Origin of the sequence: Collinsella sp. AF15-51 (genome assembly GCF_003462845.1) — a bacterium.
Taxonomy (GTDB): domain Bacteria; phylum Actinomycetota; class Coriobacteriia; order Coriobacteriales; family Coriobacteriaceae; genus Collinsella.
This window is the reverse complement of record NZ_QRYG01000026.1, coordinates 2,834-23,852: the sequence shown is the minus strand read 5'-3', so window position 1 is coordinate 23,852 and position 21,019 is coordinate 2,834. Positions and strand designations below refer to the sequence as shown.

At 47.3% G+C, this 21,019-nt stretch carries 15 protein-coding genes; 12 read left to right on the top strand and 3 right to left on the bottom strand.

The features are described 5' to 3' along the window. The first annotated feature begins 137 nt into the window (after window positions 1-137). The 3 genes from DWW51_RS09560 to DWW51_RS09550 all read left to right on the top strand — a co-directional run bounded on the left by DWW51_RS09560 (window position 138) and on the right by DWW51_RS09550 (window position 6,909). Complete coding sequence (locus tag DWW51_RS09560) at window positions 138-2,786, top strand: N-acetylmuramoyl-L-alanine amidase (RefSeq protein ID WP_197032246.1); 2,649 nt, start codon at window positions 138-140, stop codon at window positions 2,784-2,786. Window positions 2,787-2,913: 127 nt separating this feature from the next. Further along, window positions 2,914-5,343, top strand: a complete 2,430-nt coding sequence (locus DWW51_RS09555) for a hypothetical protein (RefSeq protein ID WP_117774336.1) — start codon at window positions 2,914-2,916, stop codon at window positions 5,341-5,343. A gap of 15 nt (window positions 5,344-5,358) precedes the next feature. Then, the gene (locus DWW51_RS09550) at window positions 5,359-6,909 is read left to right on the top strand and encodes an oligosaccharide flippase family protein (RefSeq protein WP_117774335.1); all 1,551 of its coding nucleotides are present in this window, start codon (window positions 5,359-5,361) and stop codon (window positions 6,907-6,909) included. 146 nt (window positions 6,910-7,055) lie between these two features. Here DWW51_RS09550 and DWW51_RS09545 read toward each other — a convergent pair whose 3' ends face one another. Both DWW51_RS09545 and DWW51_RS09540 read right to left on the bottom strand, forming a co-directional pair. Next, the gene (locus DWW51_RS09545) at window positions 7,056-8,072 is read right to left on the bottom strand and encodes a glycosyltransferase family 2 protein (protein ID WP_117774334.1); all 1,017 of its coding nucleotides are present in this window, start codon (window positions 8,070-8,072) and stop codon (window positions 7,056-7,058) included. Window positions 8,073-8,105: 33 nt separating this feature from the next. Then, entirely contained in the window at window positions 8,106-9,203 is a 1,098-nt protein-coding gene (locus tag DWW51_RS09540; RefSeq protein WP_117774333.1) for a glycosyltransferase, read from the bottom strand. Window positions 9,204-9,239: 36 nt separating this feature from the next. Here DWW51_RS09540 and DWW51_RS09535 point away from each other — a divergent pair, with 36 nt between their 5' ends. The 8 genes from DWW51_RS09535 (at window position 9,240) to DWW51_RS09495 (ending at window position 19,211) form a co-directional block, all read left to right on the top strand. Next, on the top strand, window positions 9,240-10,184 hold the full coding sequence (locus tag DWW51_RS09535; RefSeq protein WP_117758313.1) for a glycosyltransferase: 945 nt from the start codon (window positions 9,240-9,242) through the stop codon (window positions 10,182-10,184). An 805-nt stretch (window positions 10,185-10,989) separates the two neighbouring features. Continuing rightward, window positions 10,990-11,676 (top strand): glycosyltransferase family 2 protein, encoded by a 687-nt coding sequence (locus tag DWW51_RS09525; protein ID WP_117774332.1) that lies wholly within the window; start codon window positions 10,990-10,992, stop codon window positions 11,674-11,676. 5 nt (window positions 11,677-11,681) lie between these two features. Next, window positions 11,682-12,017, top strand: a complete 336-nt coding sequence (locus DWW51_RS09520; RefSeq protein ID WP_082437865.1) for a DUF2304 domain-containing protein — start codon at window positions 11,682-11,684, stop codon at window positions 12,015-12,017. Between the two features lie 202 nt (window positions 12,018-12,219). After that, window positions 12,220-14,220, top strand: coding sequence for a DUF2142 domain-containing protein (locus tag DWW51_RS09515; protein WP_117774331.1), 2,001 nt, complete (start codon window positions 12,220-12,222; stop codon window positions 14,218-14,220). Between the two features lies 1 nt (window position 14,221). Then, entirely contained in the window at window positions 14,222-16,603 is a 2,382-nt protein-coding gene (locus DWW51_RS09510) for a glycosyltransferase (protein WP_117774330.1), read from the top strand. Window positions 16,604-16,612: 9 nt separating this feature from the next. Further along, window positions 16,613-17,116 (top strand): hypothetical protein, encoded by a 504-nt coding sequence (locus DWW51_RS10205; RefSeq protein WP_147344079.1) that lies wholly within the window; start codon window positions 16,613-16,615, stop codon window positions 17,114-17,116. Window positions 17,117-17,166: 50 nt separating this feature from the next. Next, window positions 17,167-18,180, top strand: coding sequence for a hypothetical protein (locus DWW51_RS09500; RefSeq protein WP_117774328.1), 1,014 nt, complete (start codon window positions 17,167-17,169; stop codon window positions 18,178-18,180). Beyond that, on the top strand, window positions 18,180-19,211 hold the full coding sequence (locus DWW51_RS09495; protein WP_117774327.1) for a polysaccharide pyruvyl transferase family protein: 1,032 nt from the start codon (window positions 18,180-18,182) through the stop codon (window positions 19,209-19,211). Before DWW51_RS09500 ends, DWW51_RS09495 begins: the two co-directional genes overlap by 1 nt. A 13-nt stretch (window positions 19,212-19,224) precedes the next feature. Here DWW51_RS09495 and DWW51_RS09490 read toward each other — a convergent pair whose 3' ends face one another. After that, window positions 19,225-20,265: an acyltransferase gene (locus DWW51_RS09490; RefSeq protein ID WP_117774326.1), complete on the bottom strand. Its 1,041-nt coding sequence runs from the start codon at window positions 20,263-20,265 to the stop codon at window positions 19,225-19,227. A gap of 104 nt (window positions 20,266-20,369) precedes the next feature. Here DWW51_RS09490 and rfbA point away from each other — a divergent pair. Beyond that, on the top strand, window positions 20,370-21,019 hold a 650-nt coding region (gene rfbA / locus DWW51_RS09485; RefSeq protein ID WP_117774338.1), incomplete at its 3' end, for a glucose-1-phosphate thymidylyltransferase RfbA.

Below are 21,019 nucleotides of genomic sequence, written 5' to 3'. Positions count from 1 at the left end.
ACCGCCTCGCGGTGACATCGTTTTTATGTCAACCTTGGTCTAACAGAGCCTTTATTTTTGGCTCGCAGTTGGAATCTAATACATATTTCCTCACATCGATAACCTATGCTTTGCAGGGTGATGTCTCTGAGCATGAGGTGGATCTTTCTGACAGGGATTATTCGTTTACGGTCGTTGATGGCTCCGTGAGCTCCGAGGGCACTTCTGTTTACTATGCAGATGGCGATGGCAATGCCGTTGAAGCCCAGTCGATTCAGCAGGCATTGGAATGCGCCGATTCGCCCGATGGCATTTCCACCTATGCTGAGCGCTCCGCGCGTAATGTGGGGGTTATTGCACTTGACGCCGGACATGGCGGGGTGGATTCTGGCGCTCAGGGTAATGGCAAGAGTGAAGCCGACCTTACCTGGAAGATCATGACAGCCTGCAAAAATAAACTTGAAGCTTACGGCTTTAAGATCGTTCTTGCGCGCGAGCAGTCTGGCTACTATCCCAGCAATGATTATCTTTATCGCGTACAGCGCTGCATTGATCAGGGCGCGCAGGCCTTTGTTAGCTTTCACATCAACTCTGGGTCTTCTGGAGCTCACGGCGCAGAAGTTTATGCTCCTACCGCAAATGGCACCGACTACACGCAGGTCTCTGTTGAGCTTGCCAACAAGGTCATGAACAACCTTGCTGCTATGGGACTAACATACCGCGGCGTATTTCAAATGGAGGTAGGCGACGAGTTCGCCGTTATCCGCTGCGCTCGCGAGCAGGGAATTCCAGGTATTCTTATCGAACATGGCTTTATCTCGAATTACGGTGATGTGGTCAACTATTTCTCGGACGATGGTTGCCGCCGTCTTGGCGAGGCTGACGCTGCCGCAATCATCGCGCAGTTCCCGCATCCCTACTCCGTCAATGGAATTTCCTTCTCGGAAGAACTGGGACATGCAGGGTCAACGGTAAAAATCGGTGTAAATGTTAGCGGCAAGACTGATGGCCTTAGATATAAGTTTGTTTGGCATAGGGCTGGGTCTGATTGGAGTGATTCCAATTGGGGTGTAATCGGTCAAGACTTAACTTCGCCATCGATTTCTTGGACCCTGCCCCAGGCTGGCGAATATGAGATCTATGCTGATGTCATTGACTCCAATGGGTATGTGACTAGCACTTCTAAATACAAAGTTGTTAATTGGTCTCTTGAGTCGCTCGAAGTCTCGGGCGACGCCCGCTGCGGCAAACCGGTCAAGCTGCAGGCCAAGGTGTCCGGCGACGCCTCCGGCCTCAAGTACAAGTTCGTCTGGGAGAAGGGCGGCTGGGCCAAGTGGGGCGTCGCCCAGCAGCCCTCCGCTTCCTCCTCCTGCGAGTGGACCCCGACCGAGCCGGGCGAGTACACCGTCTACCTCGACGTGATCGACGGCTCCGCCGAGAGGCACCTGACCCGCAAGGTCACGGTCGGCGAGCGCTACTCCGTCGAGTCGCTCGAAGTCTCGGGCTCCGCCCTCTGCGGCAAGCCGGTCAAGCTGCAGGCCAAGGTGTCCGGCGACGCCTCCGGCCTCAAGTACAAGTTCGTCTGGGAGAAGGGCGGCTGGGCCAAGTGGGGCGTCGCCCAGCAGCCCTCCGCTTCCTCCTCCTGCGAGTGGACCCCGACCGAGCCGGGCGAGTACACCGTCTACCTCGACGTGATCGACGGCTCCGCCGAGAGGCACCTGACCCGCAAGGTCACGGTCGGCGAGCGCTACTCCGTCGAGTCGCTCGAAGTCTCGGGCTCCGCCCTCTGCGGCAAGCCGGTCAAGCTGCAGGCCAAGGTGTCCGGCGACGCCTCCGGCCTCAAGTACAAGTTCGTCTGGGAGAAGGGCGGCTGGGCCAAGTGGGGCGTCGCCCAGCAGCCCTCCGCTTCCTCCTCCTGCGAGTGGACCCCGACCGAGCCGGGCGAGTACACCGTCTACCTCGACGTGATCGACGGCTCCGCCGAGAGGCACCTGACCCGCAAGGTCACGGTCGGCGAGCGCTACTCCGTCGAGTCGCTCGAAGTCTCGGGCTCCGCCCTCTGCGGCAAGCCGGTCAAGCTGCAGGCCAAGGTGTCCGGCGACGCCTCCGGCCTCAAGTACAAGTTCGTCTGGGAGAAGGGCGGCTGGGCCAAGTGGGGCGTCGCCCAGCAGCCCTCCGCTTCCTCCTCCTGCGAGTGGACCCCGACCGAGCCGGGCGAGTACACAGTCTACCTCGACGTGATCGACGGCTCCGCCGAGAGGCACCTGACCCGCAAGGTCACGGTGGAGGGTACTCCAATTATGGGAAGTCTGCAGACTTCAGTTGATGCTATGGTGAACTTATATGAATCAACAGGACATACATATCCCTCAGACGAATTTGTTTCAAAGGGAGCACCTACTATTCGTGATTTTTGTTCATTAATTGTCGAAGCCGCTGTTTCTGAAGGGGTTCGTCCGGAAGTTGTTTTTGCTCAGGCTATGCTTGAGACTGGATGGTTGCAATTTGGAGGTTCCGTAAAGCCGAATCAGTGCAATTTCGCCGGACTGGGCGCCGTCAATCAACAATCGGGAGGCGCTAGATTTGACGATGTATATCAGGGCTTGCTTGCCCAAGTCCAGCATCTTAAAGGATATGCTACTGGTGCGGCGTTGAATAACACTTGTGTGGATCCTCGATATGAAGTCCTTCAGTCTAAGGGTTTTCTCGGAGTTGCGCCATATTTGGAAGATTTAAATGGCCGCTGGGCTGTTCCGGGTGACACATATGGTCAGAATATTGCGCGCATTATTTCTTTAATTGGCTAATATCAATATGAATTCTCTAGGTCGACTGCGCTGGTTGTAGTCGACCTTACTTGTATGGTAAATCTTGGCCTTAAATTGTTACTTGCTAGCAATATTATGTTGGAGTGAACTATCGGGGAGGTTCTATATGCATTTCTTTAGAAGTAAGGCTGTCCGTGTCGCTTTTTTCTTCTTTTATTTCTGTTTGGCCGTAACTCCTTGCTTTGGTTTGAGTGAAGCGGGCCTGTCTCCATCACAGATTGAAGATTCAACACGGGCCGATGATTTAAGTGCAACTTCGCCGGTTTCAGAGGACTACTCTGTCGACGGCCTCTCGGCCAAGGCGTCCGATGGCGGGTCTCCTCTCCTGGGCGACCGCTGCTCGCTCGGCCTGACCGCGTCCGGCAACTCGGGCTCGGTCCGCTATAAGTTCGTCTGGGAGCAGGGCGGCTGGTCCAGGTGGGGCACCATCCGCCAGCTCGGGTCCGAGGCCTCCTGCGATTGGGTGCCGGAGGTCGCCGGCGACGTCAACATCTTGGTCGACGCCGTCGATTCGGCCGGCAACGTGAGGACCTGGAGGTTCCCCGTCAGGGTGGATGCCTGTCGCCTTTCCGTGAGCGGCGGGGATACGCTCGAGTGGAGCGGCGGAATGAAGGTCAATATCTCCGCCGCGGCGGCTCCCGGCGCAAAGATTAAATTCCTTTGGGAACGGGGCTCATGGTCCAAGTGGGGCGTCATCCAGGCAGCATCTGAGTCCGCCGCCTGTACCTGGACGCCCCCGTCTTCCGGCTCCTATACTCTCTATGCCGACGTCACGGTCGGCGGGCTCACGTCGACGTCAAGACTCCCCGTTCGCATCTCAGAGGACTACTCTGTCGACGGCCTCTCGGCCAAGGCGTCCGATGGCGGGTCTCCTCTCCTGGGCGACCGCTGCTCGCTCGGCCTGACCGCGTCCGGCAACTCGGGCTCGGTCCGCTATAAGTTCGTCTGGGAGCAGGGCGGCTGGTCCAGGTGGGGCACCATCCGCCAGCTCGGGTCCGAGGCCTCCTGCGATTGGGTGCCGGAGGTCGCCGGCGACGTCAACATCTTGGTCGACGCCGTCGATTCGGCCGGCAACGTGAGGACCTGGAGGTTCCCCGTCAGGGTGGAGAGAAATCTATCTAACTTCACTTCAATAGATTTGAAATCTGATTCATCCAATTTGTGCGTAGGGGATACGCTTTCAATTACACCTCGGATTACCATCCGAAAGAATAATCAGATTTCATACAAATATGTTTGGATGCGGAACAACTGGGCTGAATGGGGTGTGATTGACTCCGGCAGAGGTAAATCCTCAATTGACTGGAGAGTCGATAAATCTGGCGCTGTCACCGTTTTTGTTGATGTTATTGATGAGGCCAACGATCAGACGATGACCTCGAAGACTGAATGCTCGATTGGCTCCGAGAAGTGGAATTACGAGTCCTTGAGTTCTTCTGCAACGCTTGTCAGGCCTAATGAAAGCGCTGAGATCGATGCCAGATGCTCGGGTGATACTAATTACTTACAGTATAAGTTCGTCTGGAATAAGAATAATTGGGCTGACTGGGGCGTTGCTCAACAGGGCACAAGTTCACACCTCCAATGGGCTCCAAAAGACGCCGGAGACTATGAATTGATCTGTGACGTTTCGGGGTCAGATGGAGTTGTCCAAACAAAAAGAACAATCATTAGCTGTTGGGATTTCTCGAGGATTACTGCAATTTCGACTGATGGCAATAATTCTTGGGGAGTTCGAGCTGATTTGGGAACGCTTGCAGCTGAAAAATCTGGGCAATTTCAGTTTAAATTTGTTTGGGCCAAGTCCGACTGGAGTAAATGGGGTGTTCTAAAAGAATTTTCCAATGTGAATGACGCTTATTTCAATCCCTCTGCACTTGGATTGCAAGATGGTTATTACGATCTTTACTGCGATGTCTTGCTTCCTGATGGCACTCTCCAGTCGAAGTCGACTCAGATTTACTACAGCCCATTTGGCAGCTCAACGGTTTTGGGGGTTAGTCGTATTGGACTCGTCACTTGGCTTACGTCGCATCAATTTGATGGTTATTATTTAGGAACGAGATATTCCGGTGGCTTCTCCTATGATAGTTGCCTTTACCCAAAAGGTGCCCCGAGATGGGATGGCTATACTGGCATGAATTGCACTGGCTTCGTGGCTCATGCTTATGCTGCGGTTGGTGGCGATGTCAATCGTATTGCGCAGAATAATAATCACTCTCCTTGGGCTGGGGGGCCAGGCGGTGGCGGCTATATTAACGCTTGGAGATGGTATGGCTATGCTCGAGATTTGGGATGCAAAATGTATGAGTTCCGTACTGTCCAAGATATGCTAAATAGTGGTTATGCTCAAAAGGGAGATATTATCTTCTTTAAGACTGACGGATCAATCGACTGTCATATTGGGTTCTTCTGGGGAGATAATCCGCGTGACAATAAAATGTGGCATCAAATTCTGCCCGGGAATTTAATCGGACCCTGCTTTAACAATGCGAACAAAGGAGAGGTTCGGCAATCGGTTGTTCTGATTAAATAGTGCTTTAATTTCTGAATGGTATTTGAAGCAACTAATTGTGGAACGGTGATTCTGATAAGTAGCGCAAGCAGAAGACTTACTGGCATAATAATTACATATGGTTATATACTGGCTCAGGCTTTAGTCGGCTTTGTATATGTTCCGATGTTGTTGCAAAACATTGGACAAGACGAATATGGACTCTATCAATTGATAGGTTCTATCATGTCTTATATAGTTTCCATTAATGGGATTTTGTCTGCCGGTGTTGGGCGTTTTTATTGCAAGTATATGGCAGAGGGCAAAAATGACTTAATGGAGAATACTCTCGCAATAGCTAGGCGTCTGTACTGGGTTCTATCTGTGTTCGTGATGCTAATAAGTTGCGTTCTCGCCGTGGTTGTTCGGTTTGTATATTCAGCCAGTTTTACAAACTCACAGCTTGATGAGTGTTCCGCAATGCTTGTTGTATTAGGGATCAACACAATTGTTATCATGAACAACACTATTAGCGTTGCGGCGATAACTGCTAATGAAAGGTTCGTTTTTTTGAAGGGCTCGCAATTGGCCGCCCTAATAGCTCAGCCTTTCATTGTGTATGGACTTACGACAATTTTTAAGAATGCATTAGCCGTATGTTTAGTTGTGCTTGTTACAAATGTGTTGTGCGCGGTGAGCCAGCGTTTGTTTGCTAAATATAATCTGCATATTAGTTTCAGATATCATGGCTGGGACATGAAACTGGCTAAAGGATTGCTTTTTTTTAGCGGCGCGATTGTATTGGTGACGATTGCTGACCAGATTTTCTGGAAAACCGATCAATTAATTGTCGGCTATTATTTTGGTGCTGCCGCCGTTGCGGTATATTCTGTTGGATCTCAAATCTACACGATTTATATGACAATCGGTACGGCAGCCTCTTCAGTTTTTCTTCCCCGAGTTTCAGAACTGTATTGCCAGAATAAGGATATGTCTGAAATTTCGGATCTCTTCATTAAAGTCGGTCGCATTTCCTTTATCGTCTGCGGATTTGTTCTTAGTTTATTTATTGTTCTGGGGAAAGATTTCATCATTATTTGGGCTGGTAAGGACTATATAGACGCTTTCTATATCGCCTTGATCGTAATGGTTCCATTTACCATTGACTTAATTCAGAACCTGGGACTTACCATAATGCAGGTTGCGAATGTTTACCTGTATAGGGGGTATATGTATCTTGCGATTGCGCTTGTCAACGTGGTCGTGACGATTATATTGCTCAAGCTTATGGGCATAGTGGGCGCAGCAGTTTCAACAGCCATCGCTATGGTTATAGGTAACGGTTTCTGTATGAATTGGTATTATTCTGAAAAGCTTGGGTTGAACATAAAGAGATTTTGGCTTGAAATTGCCAAACTTTCCGTCTTGGTTATTGTCGGTACGGGGGCTTTGCTGCTGCTCTATAACCTAATTAAAAGCCTTTTATCTGGCCTTGTGGTGGTTTTGGTGTCAGCAATAATTTATTTCTTTATCTATTTCTTCTTGGTTTTGATGTTTGGGCTAAACGAATCCGAAAAGACGAGCATATCTGCATTTATCAAGCGATAATCTGCGACGCTTATTAAGCAGAATAGCCTAATGTACTTTCATTACTTTTATGACCAACCGGCTTGCCTGACATTTGATTATCGAAGGCTAAGTCGGTTGGTTTTACTACTAGGTGCCAGGAAAAATGAGCGATGACAACAGGGCGATTAGCTCAAGATTTTCAGTATCAATAGTTTTAGCTGTTCACAACAGCGTATTACTACTCGAGATAACAAATAGTGCTTATTCTTTGCCGCAAGGAACAGTAAATAGCTGTCAGGTCTGTAGGTGCTGCAAGGGACATCAGCTTTAATTGAGGGATTAAATAAGGCCTCTGAAATTGAAACAAAGTTACGTTTTTTGGTCTCATTATTGTCACTGAGCTCGTTGATCGATAGGAGATAAAGATACTGTTCCGTTCTTGTTTTCCATGCCAGCCTTTCTGTTTCTTTTCCCCAACGAGCAGCGATTTTCACTAGGCTTGAGGTGACGAAGGTTAAATCTGAAAGCTGTTTTTCCTTATAGCTGTGTGTTGCACTTTGTCCGTTTTGACAATTGTAATAATACAGCGCATCACTTATTTGTAAAACCGATCTGGCTGAATCGACTATGGATATCATTTGCAGAAAATCTTCTGCAAAATCGATTCTCTTTGTATCGCTATTGCTTAAATCGTCAATCAGACAGTTTCTTTTGATTGCCTTTCCCCAAATTGAATTGAGTTTCCCTCGTGCCAAACATTTTCTGACTTCGGCGAGATCGTCACCTTCATAGATGCCAGACGGAAGGGCGGGATTGATAAACGGATCGTTTGAATAGTCTGGGTTTCTTGTATAGCTGAAACAGATTATGTCTGGATTGCACTTATCGATTTCGCGAGCAAGAATAGATAGGGTATCGAAGCGCAAAGAATCATCCGCATCAACAAAGACCAGGTAATCTCCGGCGCTTATCTCCGCGCCTTTTCGCCTGGCCTCATATACGCCCATATTATTTTGTCTAACGTAATGAGTATTGTTGTGAGATTCACAAAACACTTTGCAGACACTTTCAGTAGCGTCTGCTGATCCATCATTGATGAGAATAATTTCATAGCCGTCATATGTTTGTTGGTAGATGGATGATAGCGTTTCCGGCAAACTGGATGCCGCATTATATGCAGGGATAATAATTGAAAACAGCATTGAGTCCCTTTCCGTATTGGAAGAACAAGATGGTTAGTTAAAAAGCCCGTTTACAATGTCCCTGTATAAAATAAATTGACGCTTGGCAATGGCCTTCCATTGAAAGTGTTCAATTGCATACTTTCTAGCTGCATTTGCAAGTTTACAACGAAGTTCATCGTCATTGAACAGGGTGAGAATTGCGTTAGAAATGGCTTCGAGATCAGATTCTACACCGATTCCAATTCCTTTATTGTTCGCTGTTTCTTTCCATGTGGTTCCCTCGGTAACAATAATTGGGAGGCCATATGCTAGTGCTTCCAAAACAGACGTCGGGAAACCTTCAGTGCGTGAAAGTTGGATATAAAACTGCGATTGGAGAAAAGCGTCCGCTTTAGATTGACCATTAACTGGACCATTTAATAAAACAATATCGGATACTTGATTGTCGGCAATAAGTAGTTCCAGTTTGGCCATAGACCCATCTTCGTCTGGACCGTAGATGTAGATTTTAGCTCCGAGCCCTCTTAGCTCATCAGCAATTAGCGGCAGACTTTTGATCAGTAGATCAAGACCTTTGACCTCTATATCTAGGCGGCCAATAAAAAGCGCGATGCGGCTGTCTAAGTTTGAGGCTTTGGCTTTTGGGATGCTAACACCATTTGGAATAATGCTTGCTTTCCTATGTTTAAAGCCGTTTGAACTTATCGCCTCTTTTTCCGATAGAAAATGGATACAATCAGCATTGCGAATAAAGGCGTTATAGAAGAAAACATTAAGCAATTGTTTAGCTAAATGATGCTGTTCTTGCGCCACATATGTTAGAGACCCATGTGGTGTGATGATGTATGGGATCGCACGTCTTCTGAGCCAATGGCTTAGTTTAATGTGATCCGGCCTATATATCTCATGAAATATTACGAGTGACGGATTGCAAAACGGTTCAGGAAGTTTTTCTATGCATGACTGATAGAAGACGGGATATTTCGCTTCTTTAGGTCTGTAGTTTGTAAGATTTAATAGAGCTATATTCATGTCCTTTATTTCTGACTGCTCATTTAGGTATTGAGGCACCACTGTAGACACGCCAGAAGCGAAATCACTTGTAATATATGCCACATGAAGGACTATTAAACTATCGGTAGTTTTCATTAGCGTTTGCTCCCGCAGCGGTGTTGGAGGTTTTAGTTGACAGATTCACAGTTGGTTTCAGTGCTCATGCCTTGTTATAGGGAGAGCGCCAAAGATTTTACTGAGGCACTAGCGTCTATTTTAAAGCAGACCTATCATCGAATCGAGGTGGTTGTTGTTTTTGATAATCCGGATGACAACACACTTTACGATATTGCTCAAAACTATAGCTCTCATGACAGCAGGATTTGCCTCGTGAGAAATGAACGCAATCTTGGTCTTGCTGCATCTTTGGAAAGGGCGTTCAAGGTCTCACGCGGTCAGTATATCTGCCGAATGGACTCAGATGACATTTCTGAGGCGCAGCGCATTGAACGGCAGTTGTCGTATCTTGAAGAACATGAGCTTGACCTAGTGGGTTCTTATTTGAACGCCATTGACGAAGACGGTAGTCAATTATATCTCGTTGATTCAATTCCAAGTTCGAGTGAAGGCGTTAGGCGTTCTCTTATGATTAGAAATTGCGTGCCTCATCCGAGTTGGTTTGGAAGAAGGTCTGTATTTGAAATGGGGTATCGGTCTGTTCCGCTAGCAGAAGATTATGACTTACTGTTGCGTGCCGAGCTGGAAGGGTTCACTATTGGAAATGTTCCAGAGCCGCTCATTCGATACAGAATGACTGTTAATAGCATTTCGCGTAGCAATTTGTATAAACAGTTCGTTGTTTCTCAGTGTTTACGTTCAGCTTTCAAAGAGGGTCGATCACTGGATGTCGATAAGATTGATACAATCGTCGCCGAGCGGTTCGATCGGCGACGAGCTGAGAACTATCTAAAGGCAAATGCATTATTTAATAATGGGTTGAGAAATATTCATTCTGGTAATCGAGCAAAAGGTATTTCCCAATTGCTTCAAATCCCATTTTGCTCTAAGTCGTATTTAATGAATGTCATTAATATGGCGCGTGTGGTTACAATTAAAACTTTTGAGAAAACCTCGTAGTTGTGCACCTACGCTTAGAGAGGCATGGCGTAACCATGCCGTTCGACACTCGGAAGATTGCTAGCTTTGAAATCTAGGGCGAGGTTTGTTGCGGGGTTCTCGATGCCGTGTGCACCATTCGTGGTTGATTTCCGATCTCAGCCGAACACACTGCGCAGATAGTCCGTACCCGCGGCTAGCCGAACGCCCCCGCGGCCCCCATGGACCCCGGGGGCGCCGTTTCCCCAGTTGAAGGAACGGTGGATATGTGTTCGATAGGTCCGCGGGCCATTCTCCGCCCTCAGTCTGGCACCTCTTTCCAGACTCAGCCGGACGGTCGGTCCGCCTATTCCGTTTTGCCTTTGGGCTAGGCCAGCGGGGCGTCGCGCCTCTCTGCGCGTGCCCTCTCAATGAGGCTCGGCGTCAGGTCGAGTCTTCCGATGGGCACGTCCTCCAGGCTGTAGGCGTCTAGCAGCGCCTCCGCATCGCCGCCGAGCATCGCCCTGGAGGCGCGCGGGCGTCCAGCTCCAGCATCTTCTGGACCGTGTCCCTTTCGTGCCTGGTGAGCCTGCCGTAGACACTCGGGGTCGCCTTCTCGGAACCCTTTTTCTTCTTTCCGGACATGCCGTCCTTCGAGTCCCCGGGGCCAACCGGTTCGGCTCTCAGGGTAACGGGTTCCCACATTCATCCGTCCATGTACGGATGAATGTGGGAAGTGTTCTGATTAAGTTGATAATCAAGGGTGCACCATTCGTTGTGTCTATTTAACCATTTGTATATCTCTCGCTATAATAATGAGAAAAACTAGAGATCGGTTTATGTGTATATGACACCCAAAACTCTTATCGCTATTCCTGCTTATAATGAGGAGGAATGCATAGAAAAGACGATATGCGAGCTCAGGAAAATTGCACCTGAGTTTGATTTTGTTGTTATCAATGATGGGTCTCGAGATCGAACGTTGGCCATCTGCAAGGATCTTGGTTGTGACATCATTGATATGCCCATTAACTGTGGTTTGACCGTTGGGTTTCAGACGGCTGCGCGTTATGCGGTTGATCATGGATATGACTATATGGTTCAGTTTGATGCTGACGGCCAGCATTGTCCGGAATATATAAAGGTTCTTGTTGATAGGGCTCAATCTGATGGATCAGATATTGTCATTGGCTCTAGGTTTGTAAGCGTGCGCAAAGACAAGACGCTTCGCATGATCGGCTCGCGTATGATTACGGTGCTAATAAAGATTCTGACAGGCAAGAGGATCAGTGACCCCACTTCTGGATTTAGGCTATTTGGGCGGGATATTCTTACGAAATACTATTACGACAATACCTTAAATCCGGAACCAGAATCTCTCGCTCTCTTTTTGAAGCAAGGGTATTCTATTTCAGAGGTACAGGTTAAGATGCGCGAGCGTCAAGGCGGCGTGAGCTATCTTAACCCTGTTAGGTCTATGCAGTATATGGTTCGTGTTTTCGTTACGCTCCTTGTCGTTCAGTGGTTTAGGTGATCCATTTGCCGGTCTCTCTTCGTATTTTGCTTCTCGTTTGCGCTGTTTTGGTATTCGTGTTCGTATTGCGCAAATTAAAAAAATCCCAAATGCAAGTTTTGGATTCTCTGTTTTGGCTGCTATTCAGCGTCAGTTTTGTAATTTTGGGCGTTTTTCCACAAGTTGCAATGTGGCTTTCAAGTCTATTTGGTTTCATGTCGGCTTCTAACTTCGTGTTCCTTTACGTTATTGCCGTTCTTGTGGTCCGTGATTTCTGCAATTCTCTTCGCCTCTCTCGACAGGAAGAGCGTTTGAACTCGCTTGTTCAGGCTGTTGCGTTAAGTAGGGAGAAGGAAAAGTAGGCTATGCGTTTCGCTTTGGCGTATAAATCATCTGGATGGGAATGTCTCTACTTATATTTCTTTTAACAGTTGTGAACAGTGCTTGGTGCCCATACTTGTCATCCGGATGACTGGGAACGATTCTTCGAGGGCCCTTGCAGCTTGATTTGGATAAAGGTGAATTAGCCCCGTGTTGTCTCGATGCGTAAACCAAAAGCAAATAATGAAAGCCGTCTTCGTTGCTCTTCTCTTTATTGTCGAGCTTCTGTGCATGAAGCACTTTTATGTGAACCACTCTGTCTCACAGCTGTTCGTTTTAGCGCTCTATTGCGTCGTTGTAGATGTTGCCATTTGGCAATCATATTGTATCTTCCTTTCCTCAGATGATGAAAAAAAGCGTGGCAACTGTTCTGGTCGCTGCGCTCAATTATTAGTCCTGTTGCTTGCGGCATTTGCTGTGGCGGTCATCTGGGAGGGCTGCACCGTTCTTGGCTCGCCGGCTTCTCATTTCTCGAATATTGCTGACTGGAATAAAAAGCGGCTCATATTCTTTTTTCTGATTTTCTATTGCGCAATACTCTATTTATTCCAAAGCGGCTTTTCTCTGAAAGCGTTGTTCCATTCTGTTTCGGCGAGGGTCAAGGCTACCGACTACGTTTCCCTGCTGATTATCGCATTCTTTATTGTTTTTGGCTGCTCAACGATTGCATTCGTGAACGGGTTCATTAATGCTGTTGTTTATTTCCTGCTGGTAATCATAACTTCGGTTTTCACGGCTTGCTCGGGCATTCGAAAGAGAAGCTCTGTCCTTCCCGTTGCTTTCTTTATCGCTGCATTCTCAATTGGTGTTTTCCTTGTGGTGAGCACTCCGATAACGACGGGTATTTCATGGGATGATCAAATTCACTATTCCAATGCCCTTTCGACATCTTATTTATTTGAAACTCAAAAAACTGATACGGATATCAACTTTACTGACGAAGTGGTCCGTCGTGCACAGGGCTATGAAGAGCCTTCTCTTTCCCATTTTGATCGAGCGGAAATTCTTGAGCATGCTAGGCAGTTGAATGTCTCCTATAGATCTGATATCGCTTCTGGTCATGTGCAAGTTAACAAGCATGAAGAATTCGTTTATACGCTTAGCAGCATTGGATATATTCCATCGGCAATTGGCCTTTGGCTCGCTCGCCTTCTGCATTTCGATTTTTCTTCTATGATTCAATTCGCTCGGATTTGTAATTTATTTAGTTACTGTCTTGCAATTGCCATTGCAATCAAGGTTACGCCCTCAAAAAAGGGACTATTTGCTTTTGTGGGAATGCTGCCAACTTCGATCTTTCTTGCGTCATGTTTCTCATATGATGCATGGCTCATTTCGTTTATCATTCTCGGTTTTGCTTATTTTTTGAGGTATGCATGGGGTGATTTAAATGAATTTACAGTTCGCAATATAGCACTCGCATTTTTATTTACCTTTTTAGGACTCGCAGTCAAAGCTGTGTATTTTCCGATAATTGGTCTTTTCTTTATGGTTCCGCGTAATCGTTTTGCGGGCTCGAAGCAACGAGTTCATTACTATGCCGCCGTGTTTGTTTTGGGCTTGATTGCTTTTGCCTCATTTGCGCTTCCGTTCTTGTTTTCAACGGCCAGCGGATCTAACGTTGGCGATATGCGAGGCGGCTCCGATGTTAACTCTGGTCAGCAAATCGCTTTCATTCTCGCCGATCCATTGCGCTACGCGGAAATACTCGCCAATTTTTTTTCAACTTATTATTTAAATCCGATAACCTCTTCTGGATATGCATTGAACTTTGCATACCTTGGATCGCTTGCTGCTCAGATTTCTGTAAATGCAATCCGTGGGTTGGTTCAGGTGCTTCCAGCTGTTTGCCTATTGTTGTTTGGGCTTTTTTCGGCCGATTCGATTAGCGTTAATCATATTGGTCTCGCACAATTTCTTTGGGCCTCATTTGTGTTTTTGTTTACGGTGATTTTGGTGGCAACTGCACTTTATGTGTCTTTTACTCCCGTTGGATTGGGAACAGTTAATGGTTGCCAGAGTCGTTACCTTTTGCCACTTCTGGTTCCGTGCCTATCGTTTATCCTTAACCAAAGTCGCTTGGTCTTTGGGGACAGCAAACGATTCATATTGATATGCCTCGTATTCCCGTTTACTTTGGCTACGATTTGCGAGTTTGTTTTAGTTGTTGGAAAGTGTTGCTGATATGGGCATAGTTTTTAATACCGAATTTAACAATAAGCTAAATTGCCGTGGCGACGGCAAGCTATATCTACTGTATGAAGCCGCATCCGTTTTTCCTGATGCTGTTGAGTCGCAATCACCTAATGGGCAAATTCTGCCCGCAAGAATCATCCCTTTTTCAGAGACTGAATTTGTTGTTATTCTTGCCGATTTTGGTGTCGACCAATCGCTGTCTTTCTTTAGCGGAGATAATTTAATTTACCAGCGCCGTATCAATCCTGGCAAGTTTTCGATTGAGTCGAAAGTTAACGGCTTGCTGCACGCGGAGCATTGTGGACAATTTCGCAATATTGACCGTTCTGGTGTGCATGCGCTCGCTTCTATCCAAATTGAGGGCTTTATTCCCTGCGTTGATGGCGTAATCGTTAGAGGTGTTCTTTCGGGCACTGATTGCCTTGAGGGTGATCGTATTGTCGCTTTTAATGAAGAAGCCTGCGTTGTTGGGGAATCTTTGTTATCTAATAACTTAATAGCCGATGCGAATCCTGGTTTAATAAATTTCTCTCTTCATATTCCTGAGGTCGGGGATAGCCTGTGCATTTGCATGCACAGGGCTTCTGGTCATCTAGATACGTTTATCAATCTAAAGAAAGATATGCTTAAGGAGCTTTTGGATGAGGCTGATCGGAATCATGCGTGCGCATTCGATCAACCCCGTTATTTGTCCTGGTTTTCTGGGCGCAGATTGACTGGATCCGATTCGCGGGCACAAGCACAAATAAAACTTGCATACCAGCCCTTGTTTTCAATCATCGTTCCGCTATATAAGACTCCCTTGAATTTCTTCAGGGATATGGCTGATTCTGTCATTGCTCAGACGTATTCGAATTGGGAACTCATCCTGGTTAACTCTACGCCAGATTACGAGGGCCTTAGCGACTTGGTCTCCGAGTATGTGACTGCAGACTCTAGAATTAAAGTGACTAATCTTGAGGGCAATCTAGGTATCACTGAGAACACCAATGTCGGAATCAAGATGGCCAAGGGAGACTACCTCTGCTTTTTCGATCATGATGATGTTCTCGAACCGGATATCTTGTTTGAGTACGCCTGTGCTTTAAATCAAAATGCTGAAATCAATCTTCTTTATTGTGATGAAGATAAGCTATTGCCTGACGGGTCCTTGGCTCATCCTACTTTTAAGCCGGATTTTAGTCTTGATATGGCTCGTGACAACAATTATATATGCCACCTTCTTACTGTTAAAAGGGCATGTTTAGACAGGATTGACCTTTCCAGCAGCGAGTTGGATGGCGCCCAAGACCATGCCATGGTGCTGAAGATTGCCGAACTTGGTGGGACGATCCATCACGTTCCTAAAATCTTGTATCACTGGAGAATAAGCGAGAATTCGACTGCGGGTAATTCCGATAGTAAGCCCTATGCAACCCTTGCTGGAATAAAAGCGGTTCAGGAACACCTTGATAGATGCGGTATTAAGGCGACTGTGGTCAACTCTCATAATCGTGCTTTTAGATATAGCCCTATTTATGATGTTTCTTCATCTGAGTCCTGTTCATTAATCGTTACCACCCGCGGCAATTCTTCGGTTCTTTCGGCTCTTGTATCTTCAATCAATGACACCGATTTTGATGATCTTGAAGTTGTTTTCGTGTGCTCGCGGGTTGCGGAAGCTGCTGTTCAGCAATCGATCTCTGGACTTCGTTGTTGCCATATCGTTCACGCGCTTGATGGCCCGTTTAATATATCTGCATGGAGAAATGCCGGTGCTCTCGCCGCGCATGGTGAGCAACTCGTTTTTGTTCATGACGATATTCAGGCACTAGACTCCTCGTGGCTAAAGACTCTCGTTGGTTTTTCCCAACGAGAGGATGTTGGCGTCGTTGGAACAATGACGTGCGATCTTGACGGCATTGTGCAGCAGGCAGGCCTGTCTTATGTTGGAGAATCAATCGTTAACCTGTCGCAAGGCATTCATCGCTCTTCTCCTGGCTATATCTATATGCCATTGACCGTAAGGGATGTATCGGCGGTGAGTGGTGTCTGTTTAGCTATTTCACGCGAACATTTTAATCGTCTGGGTGGTTTTGATGAGTCGTATCTTCTTGACTATTCGGATGTTGATATTTGCTTCAAGTCTTCTCAAGCTGGGTTAAAAGTGATCTATACACCAGAGGCATGTCTCTACCATATGGCATGTGTTGACAAATCCCTTGATAGTAAATCTCGCTCTCATAAGCATTTTGAGGATAAGGCACGATTGTTGCATAACTGGTCAGAGCGTTTCTCTGAGGGAGATCCATGGTTCTCCGTTAACTTTTCTCGAGATCCCAAGCGCGCAGCGTTATATAAGTTCGATCCTTTTGACTACGAAGCGATTTGAGTGCTTTAAATGAAACAAATTGCCTGGATAATATCTCCGCCGGCAAAGGGTTCTGGCGGCTTTCGAACCATCTGCAGCAAGGCTTCCTTTCTAGATTCTCGCGGATATGAGAACTACTTTTACATTATGCCGGGCTGTGAAGCATACAAAAGTGCTCATAGAGTTCAGACCGAAATAAAGGATTGGTTTGGTTATTCGCCTAAAGAGGTTCTTGTGGCTCCGAGTGTGCCCGAGGATTTTTTTGCAGTAATCGCCACCGCTTGGAATACGGCGCACTTTGCATCTATGCAGAAGTGCGCCCATAAGTTCTACTTCATTCAGGATTTTGAACCTTGGTTCTATCCGATGGGGGAGATGTATCTAAATGCCGAAGCAAGTTATCGTTATGAACTAAACCCCATAACGATAGGCAGATGGCTTTCTAAAAAAGTTGAACCCTATTATTCGCATGAAGTCCCATATTGTGATTTTGGCGTTAGCGATATATATATACTTCGCAGGAACAAAATCTAAGCAGAGAGTATGCCGTCTGTGCTATTTATCAATCCAATAAGGATCGACGTTTGTCTGGCATGTTGCTTGATGCAATTAAATTGCTTCTCAAGCTCGACGATTCAGTTGTCGTATATTTATACGGCGAAGACGCAATGCCTCCCATTCGTCATCCACGTGTACACAGCCTCGGTATCTTGACCGCTGATGAATGCGCCTCGCTTTATGCCAAGTGTGTTGCCGGCGTATCGTTGAGCGTGACTAATCCCTCTCGCCTGCCTTTCGAAATGCTTGCATCGAAGCTCTCGGTAATTGAAATATACCGTGAGAATAACCTACTCGACTTTCCGGAGGGCACCATCCACCTCGCCGAGCCCTCTGCTTGTGGCATTGCTTCTTCTATTCTTGAGGCTCTTTCAGGCTCAAAATACGATTCGCCTAATCGATTTAGCTGCACGTCGATTGAGCGTGAAAATGAAATGTTCTTCGAGGCCTTTACGCGCTATCTGAATGAAGAGTCATCCTTGGCTAGCGGGAAGTCCGCCTTCGGGGATGCGCTAAAAACTGAAGAACAAAGTAAGGTCTTCTTGCTCAGCGATCATCTTGCTGATGCTCGATTGCGATCGTCTGCCATGTCTCAAACGCTCATCCAAGCTTCTTCTGTTGATTTGACTGTGCGTTTTAAGTCGGCTTTGATGCCCGTGGATGTTCGCGCGGCTGTTTGGCGTGCCGACGATCAGTCTGATATTCGCTGGATTAGTCTTGAGTCTAGGGACGGTCATTTTGCGGGTCATGTTCCGCTGTTTTTAAATGATGATGAAGAGGCCTATCTTCGCATTCATATATACTCTTTTGCGGAAGACGGCAAGAATCCGCTTTGTGTCGCCGAGCTAAGCCAACTTGTCTGTCTTTCGCCTTCTCGCAACGCTCATCCCGTTGTTCGTTCGGTTGAAAGTGGCGCATGCAGCGTGTCTGCCGTTTTTAACCTATCTGATGATTATTGTGAACCGTGTCAGCCTTCTGCTTCGACGGGTGTCGAAGGCGGTCACGTTGCTCTACTCAAACGTTTATTTCGGAGAAGCTAATGGCGCGCTTTAACCAATGGACCCAGCTACTTAAAGCCTCTGCGACATCGCACAGGCACGATGAAAAATCCGATGGTGTTACGCAAGAACGCTATCTCCTTTTGGATACGGCTATGGGAAGCGAGAACTCTGGTGACCATGTGATTATGGATGCCTGTGGCTGTATCGCGGATCAAATCTTTGGCGGTGCGTTGCCCCATGTGGCAACGCACTATTATTCCAAAGAGCTTGAAATGTATCCTGAATACGTAAAGCTGTTGTGTGGCACCAATATTCTGTATACGCATATGGCTGATCAGCAGCAATGGGCGCTTGCCAAGCGGTTGGGCAATAATAGAAATGTTGTTTTGTTCGGCGTGGGCATGTCTGATATTGGGGTGGACGATGCTATCGACGCCTATACAAAGAAGTTCTATAAAACCTTGCTATCCGATGAATATCTTCATAGTGTTCGAGATGAAATGACTAAGAAGAGGCTTAACTCTATTGGCATAGAGAATGTTCTTAATACCGCATGTCCGACCATGTGGTCGTTAACCCCATCTAAGCAACTCGAGATTTCCTCTAAGCGTTCTAAAAACGTTGTTACGCCAATTACCGATTATTGTTTCGATGCGGAACGTGACCGTAAGATGTTGGAATTGCTGTCCTTGGAATACGAAAAGGTAACGATCTGGATTCAAGGAAGCCATGATGTTGATTGGTGTCTTGATCAAATAGTCGATCTGACGCAATTTAATGTTATTGGCCCCAATATCGAAGACCTTAATCGTGTAATTGAAACCGAGGAGTTTGATTATGTGGGGACGCGTCTCCATGCGGGCATCCGCTGCTTAAATGGAGGACATCGCTCTCTAATTATTGCAATTGATAATCGAGCCCGCCAGATCGGTGAAGATACGGGACTTCCCGTTCTTGAACGCGAGGACGGCTATCTCCATAAATTAGCTGATTGGGTAAACCATCCCGTTAAAACTGAGATTAATCTTCCCTGGACGAGCATCGATAAATGGAAGAAACAGTTTAATTAGCTGTATTCCTTGGCTATTGCTTTCCCTGTTTCTTATCGTGTGATGCCTTTGGCGTTTCCCCGATTATCCAACCCATACTTGTGGCTCGAATTAGATTCGTCAACATATAGGCGACTGATCCAAATCCAATCAGGTTAATTGCTGCCATCGCCATTGGGGCTATGTTGGGCCAGTAGGTAAAAGAAATGTAAACCAGTGGAGAATGAAAAAGATATATTCCCATACTGTTTTTGCTAATCTTTTCGGTTAGTAGGTTTGCCTTTTGGGGGATGACGCAATAAATTGATGCAACCGCCATGCAAGTAAGGGCGGTGGAAGCAATGGGGGGCACCACTTGTTTTAGTAAGTTTACAAGGAATACTAGTATTAGGACTATTGATAGGCTTTTACGCTTTTTACAACTCTCGAACCATTTGTTTGCTTCCAAGTAGTGGATTGTTAGGCCAAGCGCAAACCATATCGCATTTGCTTCTGCCAAATTGATATATCTGTTCGATGACGGTATTCCAAAATGGTAAAGATAAATTGAAGCGCCGAAAACTATCGGAACCTTAAAACATGCTAGAGGGCTCTTATCGAGTATTTGAAAGATGCACGACGTGGCTGCTGTAATGAAAAAAAGGGTCGGGAGAAACCAAAGGTGACCGTTGTCTTCGCCCAACAGAATTGATTTAAAGATGATGTGCGGTATAGATAGGCCATTGTAGTAGGGATACTTAACGAGCATCCTGATGGGGAAGAGCCAACATATTCCAATCATGATATAGGGGATAATTAAGCGTTGAGCTTTTTTAATGAGCTGATTTATAATATCGCTTGATCGATTCCAGCTCCATAAAAAACAAAAGCCAGATAACGAAAAGAACAAGGGCATCTGGATTCCGTTTATTAAGAATTTGAGATTATCCAACAGAATTGATTTTTGTTCAGTTGGATAATATCCCCACGCACTTGAATACAGAATAATGCTGTGGCCTAGGACTACAAGGAATATTGCAAGGGCCCTCACGTTCGTTATGTCGTCTCTACGGGTTGTGTCCTTGCGGTTGTTCATCAATTGCTTCTTTCGTTAATATTGAGAAGGTTTAACTTAAAGAATATCAAACTCTTACTAACTGCTCGATTTCTAACTATTTTAGATTGCAGAGGACGGATTATATGAAAGGCATCATCCTCGCCGGCGGGTCCGGCACGCGCCTGTACCCGCTCACGCTCGTGACCTCCAAGCAGCTGCTGCCGGTCTACGACAAGCCCATGATCTACTACCCGCTGTCCACCCTCATGCTGGCGGGCATCCGGGACATCCTGGTCATCTCCACGCCGACCGACCTGCCCAACTTCGAGCGCCTGCTCGGGGACGGCTCGCGCTACGGCGTGAACCTGTCCTACGCCGAGCAGCCGAGCCCGGACGGCCTGGCGCAGGCCTTCACCATCGGCGAGGACTTCATCGCCGGCGAGCCGTGCGCGCTGGTGCTCGGCGACAACATCTTCTACGGCAACGGCCTCAGCCGCCACCTGACGCGCGCCGTCCAGAACGCCGAGTCGGGCAGGGCCACGGTCTTCGGCTACCACGTGGACGACCCCGAGCGCTTCGGCGTCGTGGAGTTCGACGGCGAGGGGAGGGCCGTCTCCATCGAGGAGAAGCCCGCCGAGCCCAAGAGCTCCTACGCCGTCACCGGCCTGTACTTCTACCCGGGCGACGTGGCCGCCAAGGCTCATGAGGTCAGGCCCTCGGCCCGCGGCGAGCTCGAGATCACCACGCTCAACCAGATGTACCTGGAGGAGGGGACGCTGTCCGTCGTCACCCT

Coding starts and splice junctions, on each gene's coding strand:
- DWW51_RS09555 (WP_117774336.1), top strand. CDS start 2,914: ATGCATTTCTTTAGAAGTAAGGCTGTCCGTGTCGCTTTTTTCTTCTTT.
- DWW51_RS09550 (WP_117774335.1), top strand. CDS start 5,359: ATGGTATTTGAAGCAACTAATTGTGGAACGGTGATTCTGATAAGTAGC.
- DWW51_RS09545 (WP_117774334.1), bottom strand. CDS start 8,072: ATGCTGTTTTCAATTATTATCCCTGCATATAATGCGGCATCCAGTTTG.
- DWW51_RS09540 (WP_117774333.1), bottom strand. CDS start 9,203: ATGAAAACTACCGATAGTTTAATAGTCCTTCATGTGGCATATATTACA.
- DWW51_RS09525 (WP_117774332.1), top strand. CDS start 10,990: ATGACACCCAAAACTCTTATCGCTATTCCTGCTTATAATGAGGAGGAA.
- DWW51_RS09515 (WP_117774331.1), top strand. CDS start 12,220: ATGAAAGCCGTCTTCGTTGCTCTTCTCTTTATTGTCGAGCTTCTGTGC.
- DWW51_RS09510 (WP_117774330.1), top strand. CDS start 14,222: ATGGGCATAGTTTTTAATACCGAATTTAACAATAAGCTAAATTGCCGT.
- DWW51_RS10205 (WP_147344079.1), top strand. CDS start 16,613: ATGAAACAAATTGCCTGGATAATATCTCCGCCGGCAAAGGGTTCTGGC.
- DWW51_RS09495 (WP_117774327.1), top strand. CDS start 18,180: ATGGCGCGCTTTAACCAATGGACCCAGCTACTTAAAGCCTCTGCGACA.
- DWW51_RS09490 (WP_117774326.1), bottom strand. CDS start 20,265: ATGAACAACCGCAAGGACACAACCCGTAGAGACGACATAACGAACGTG.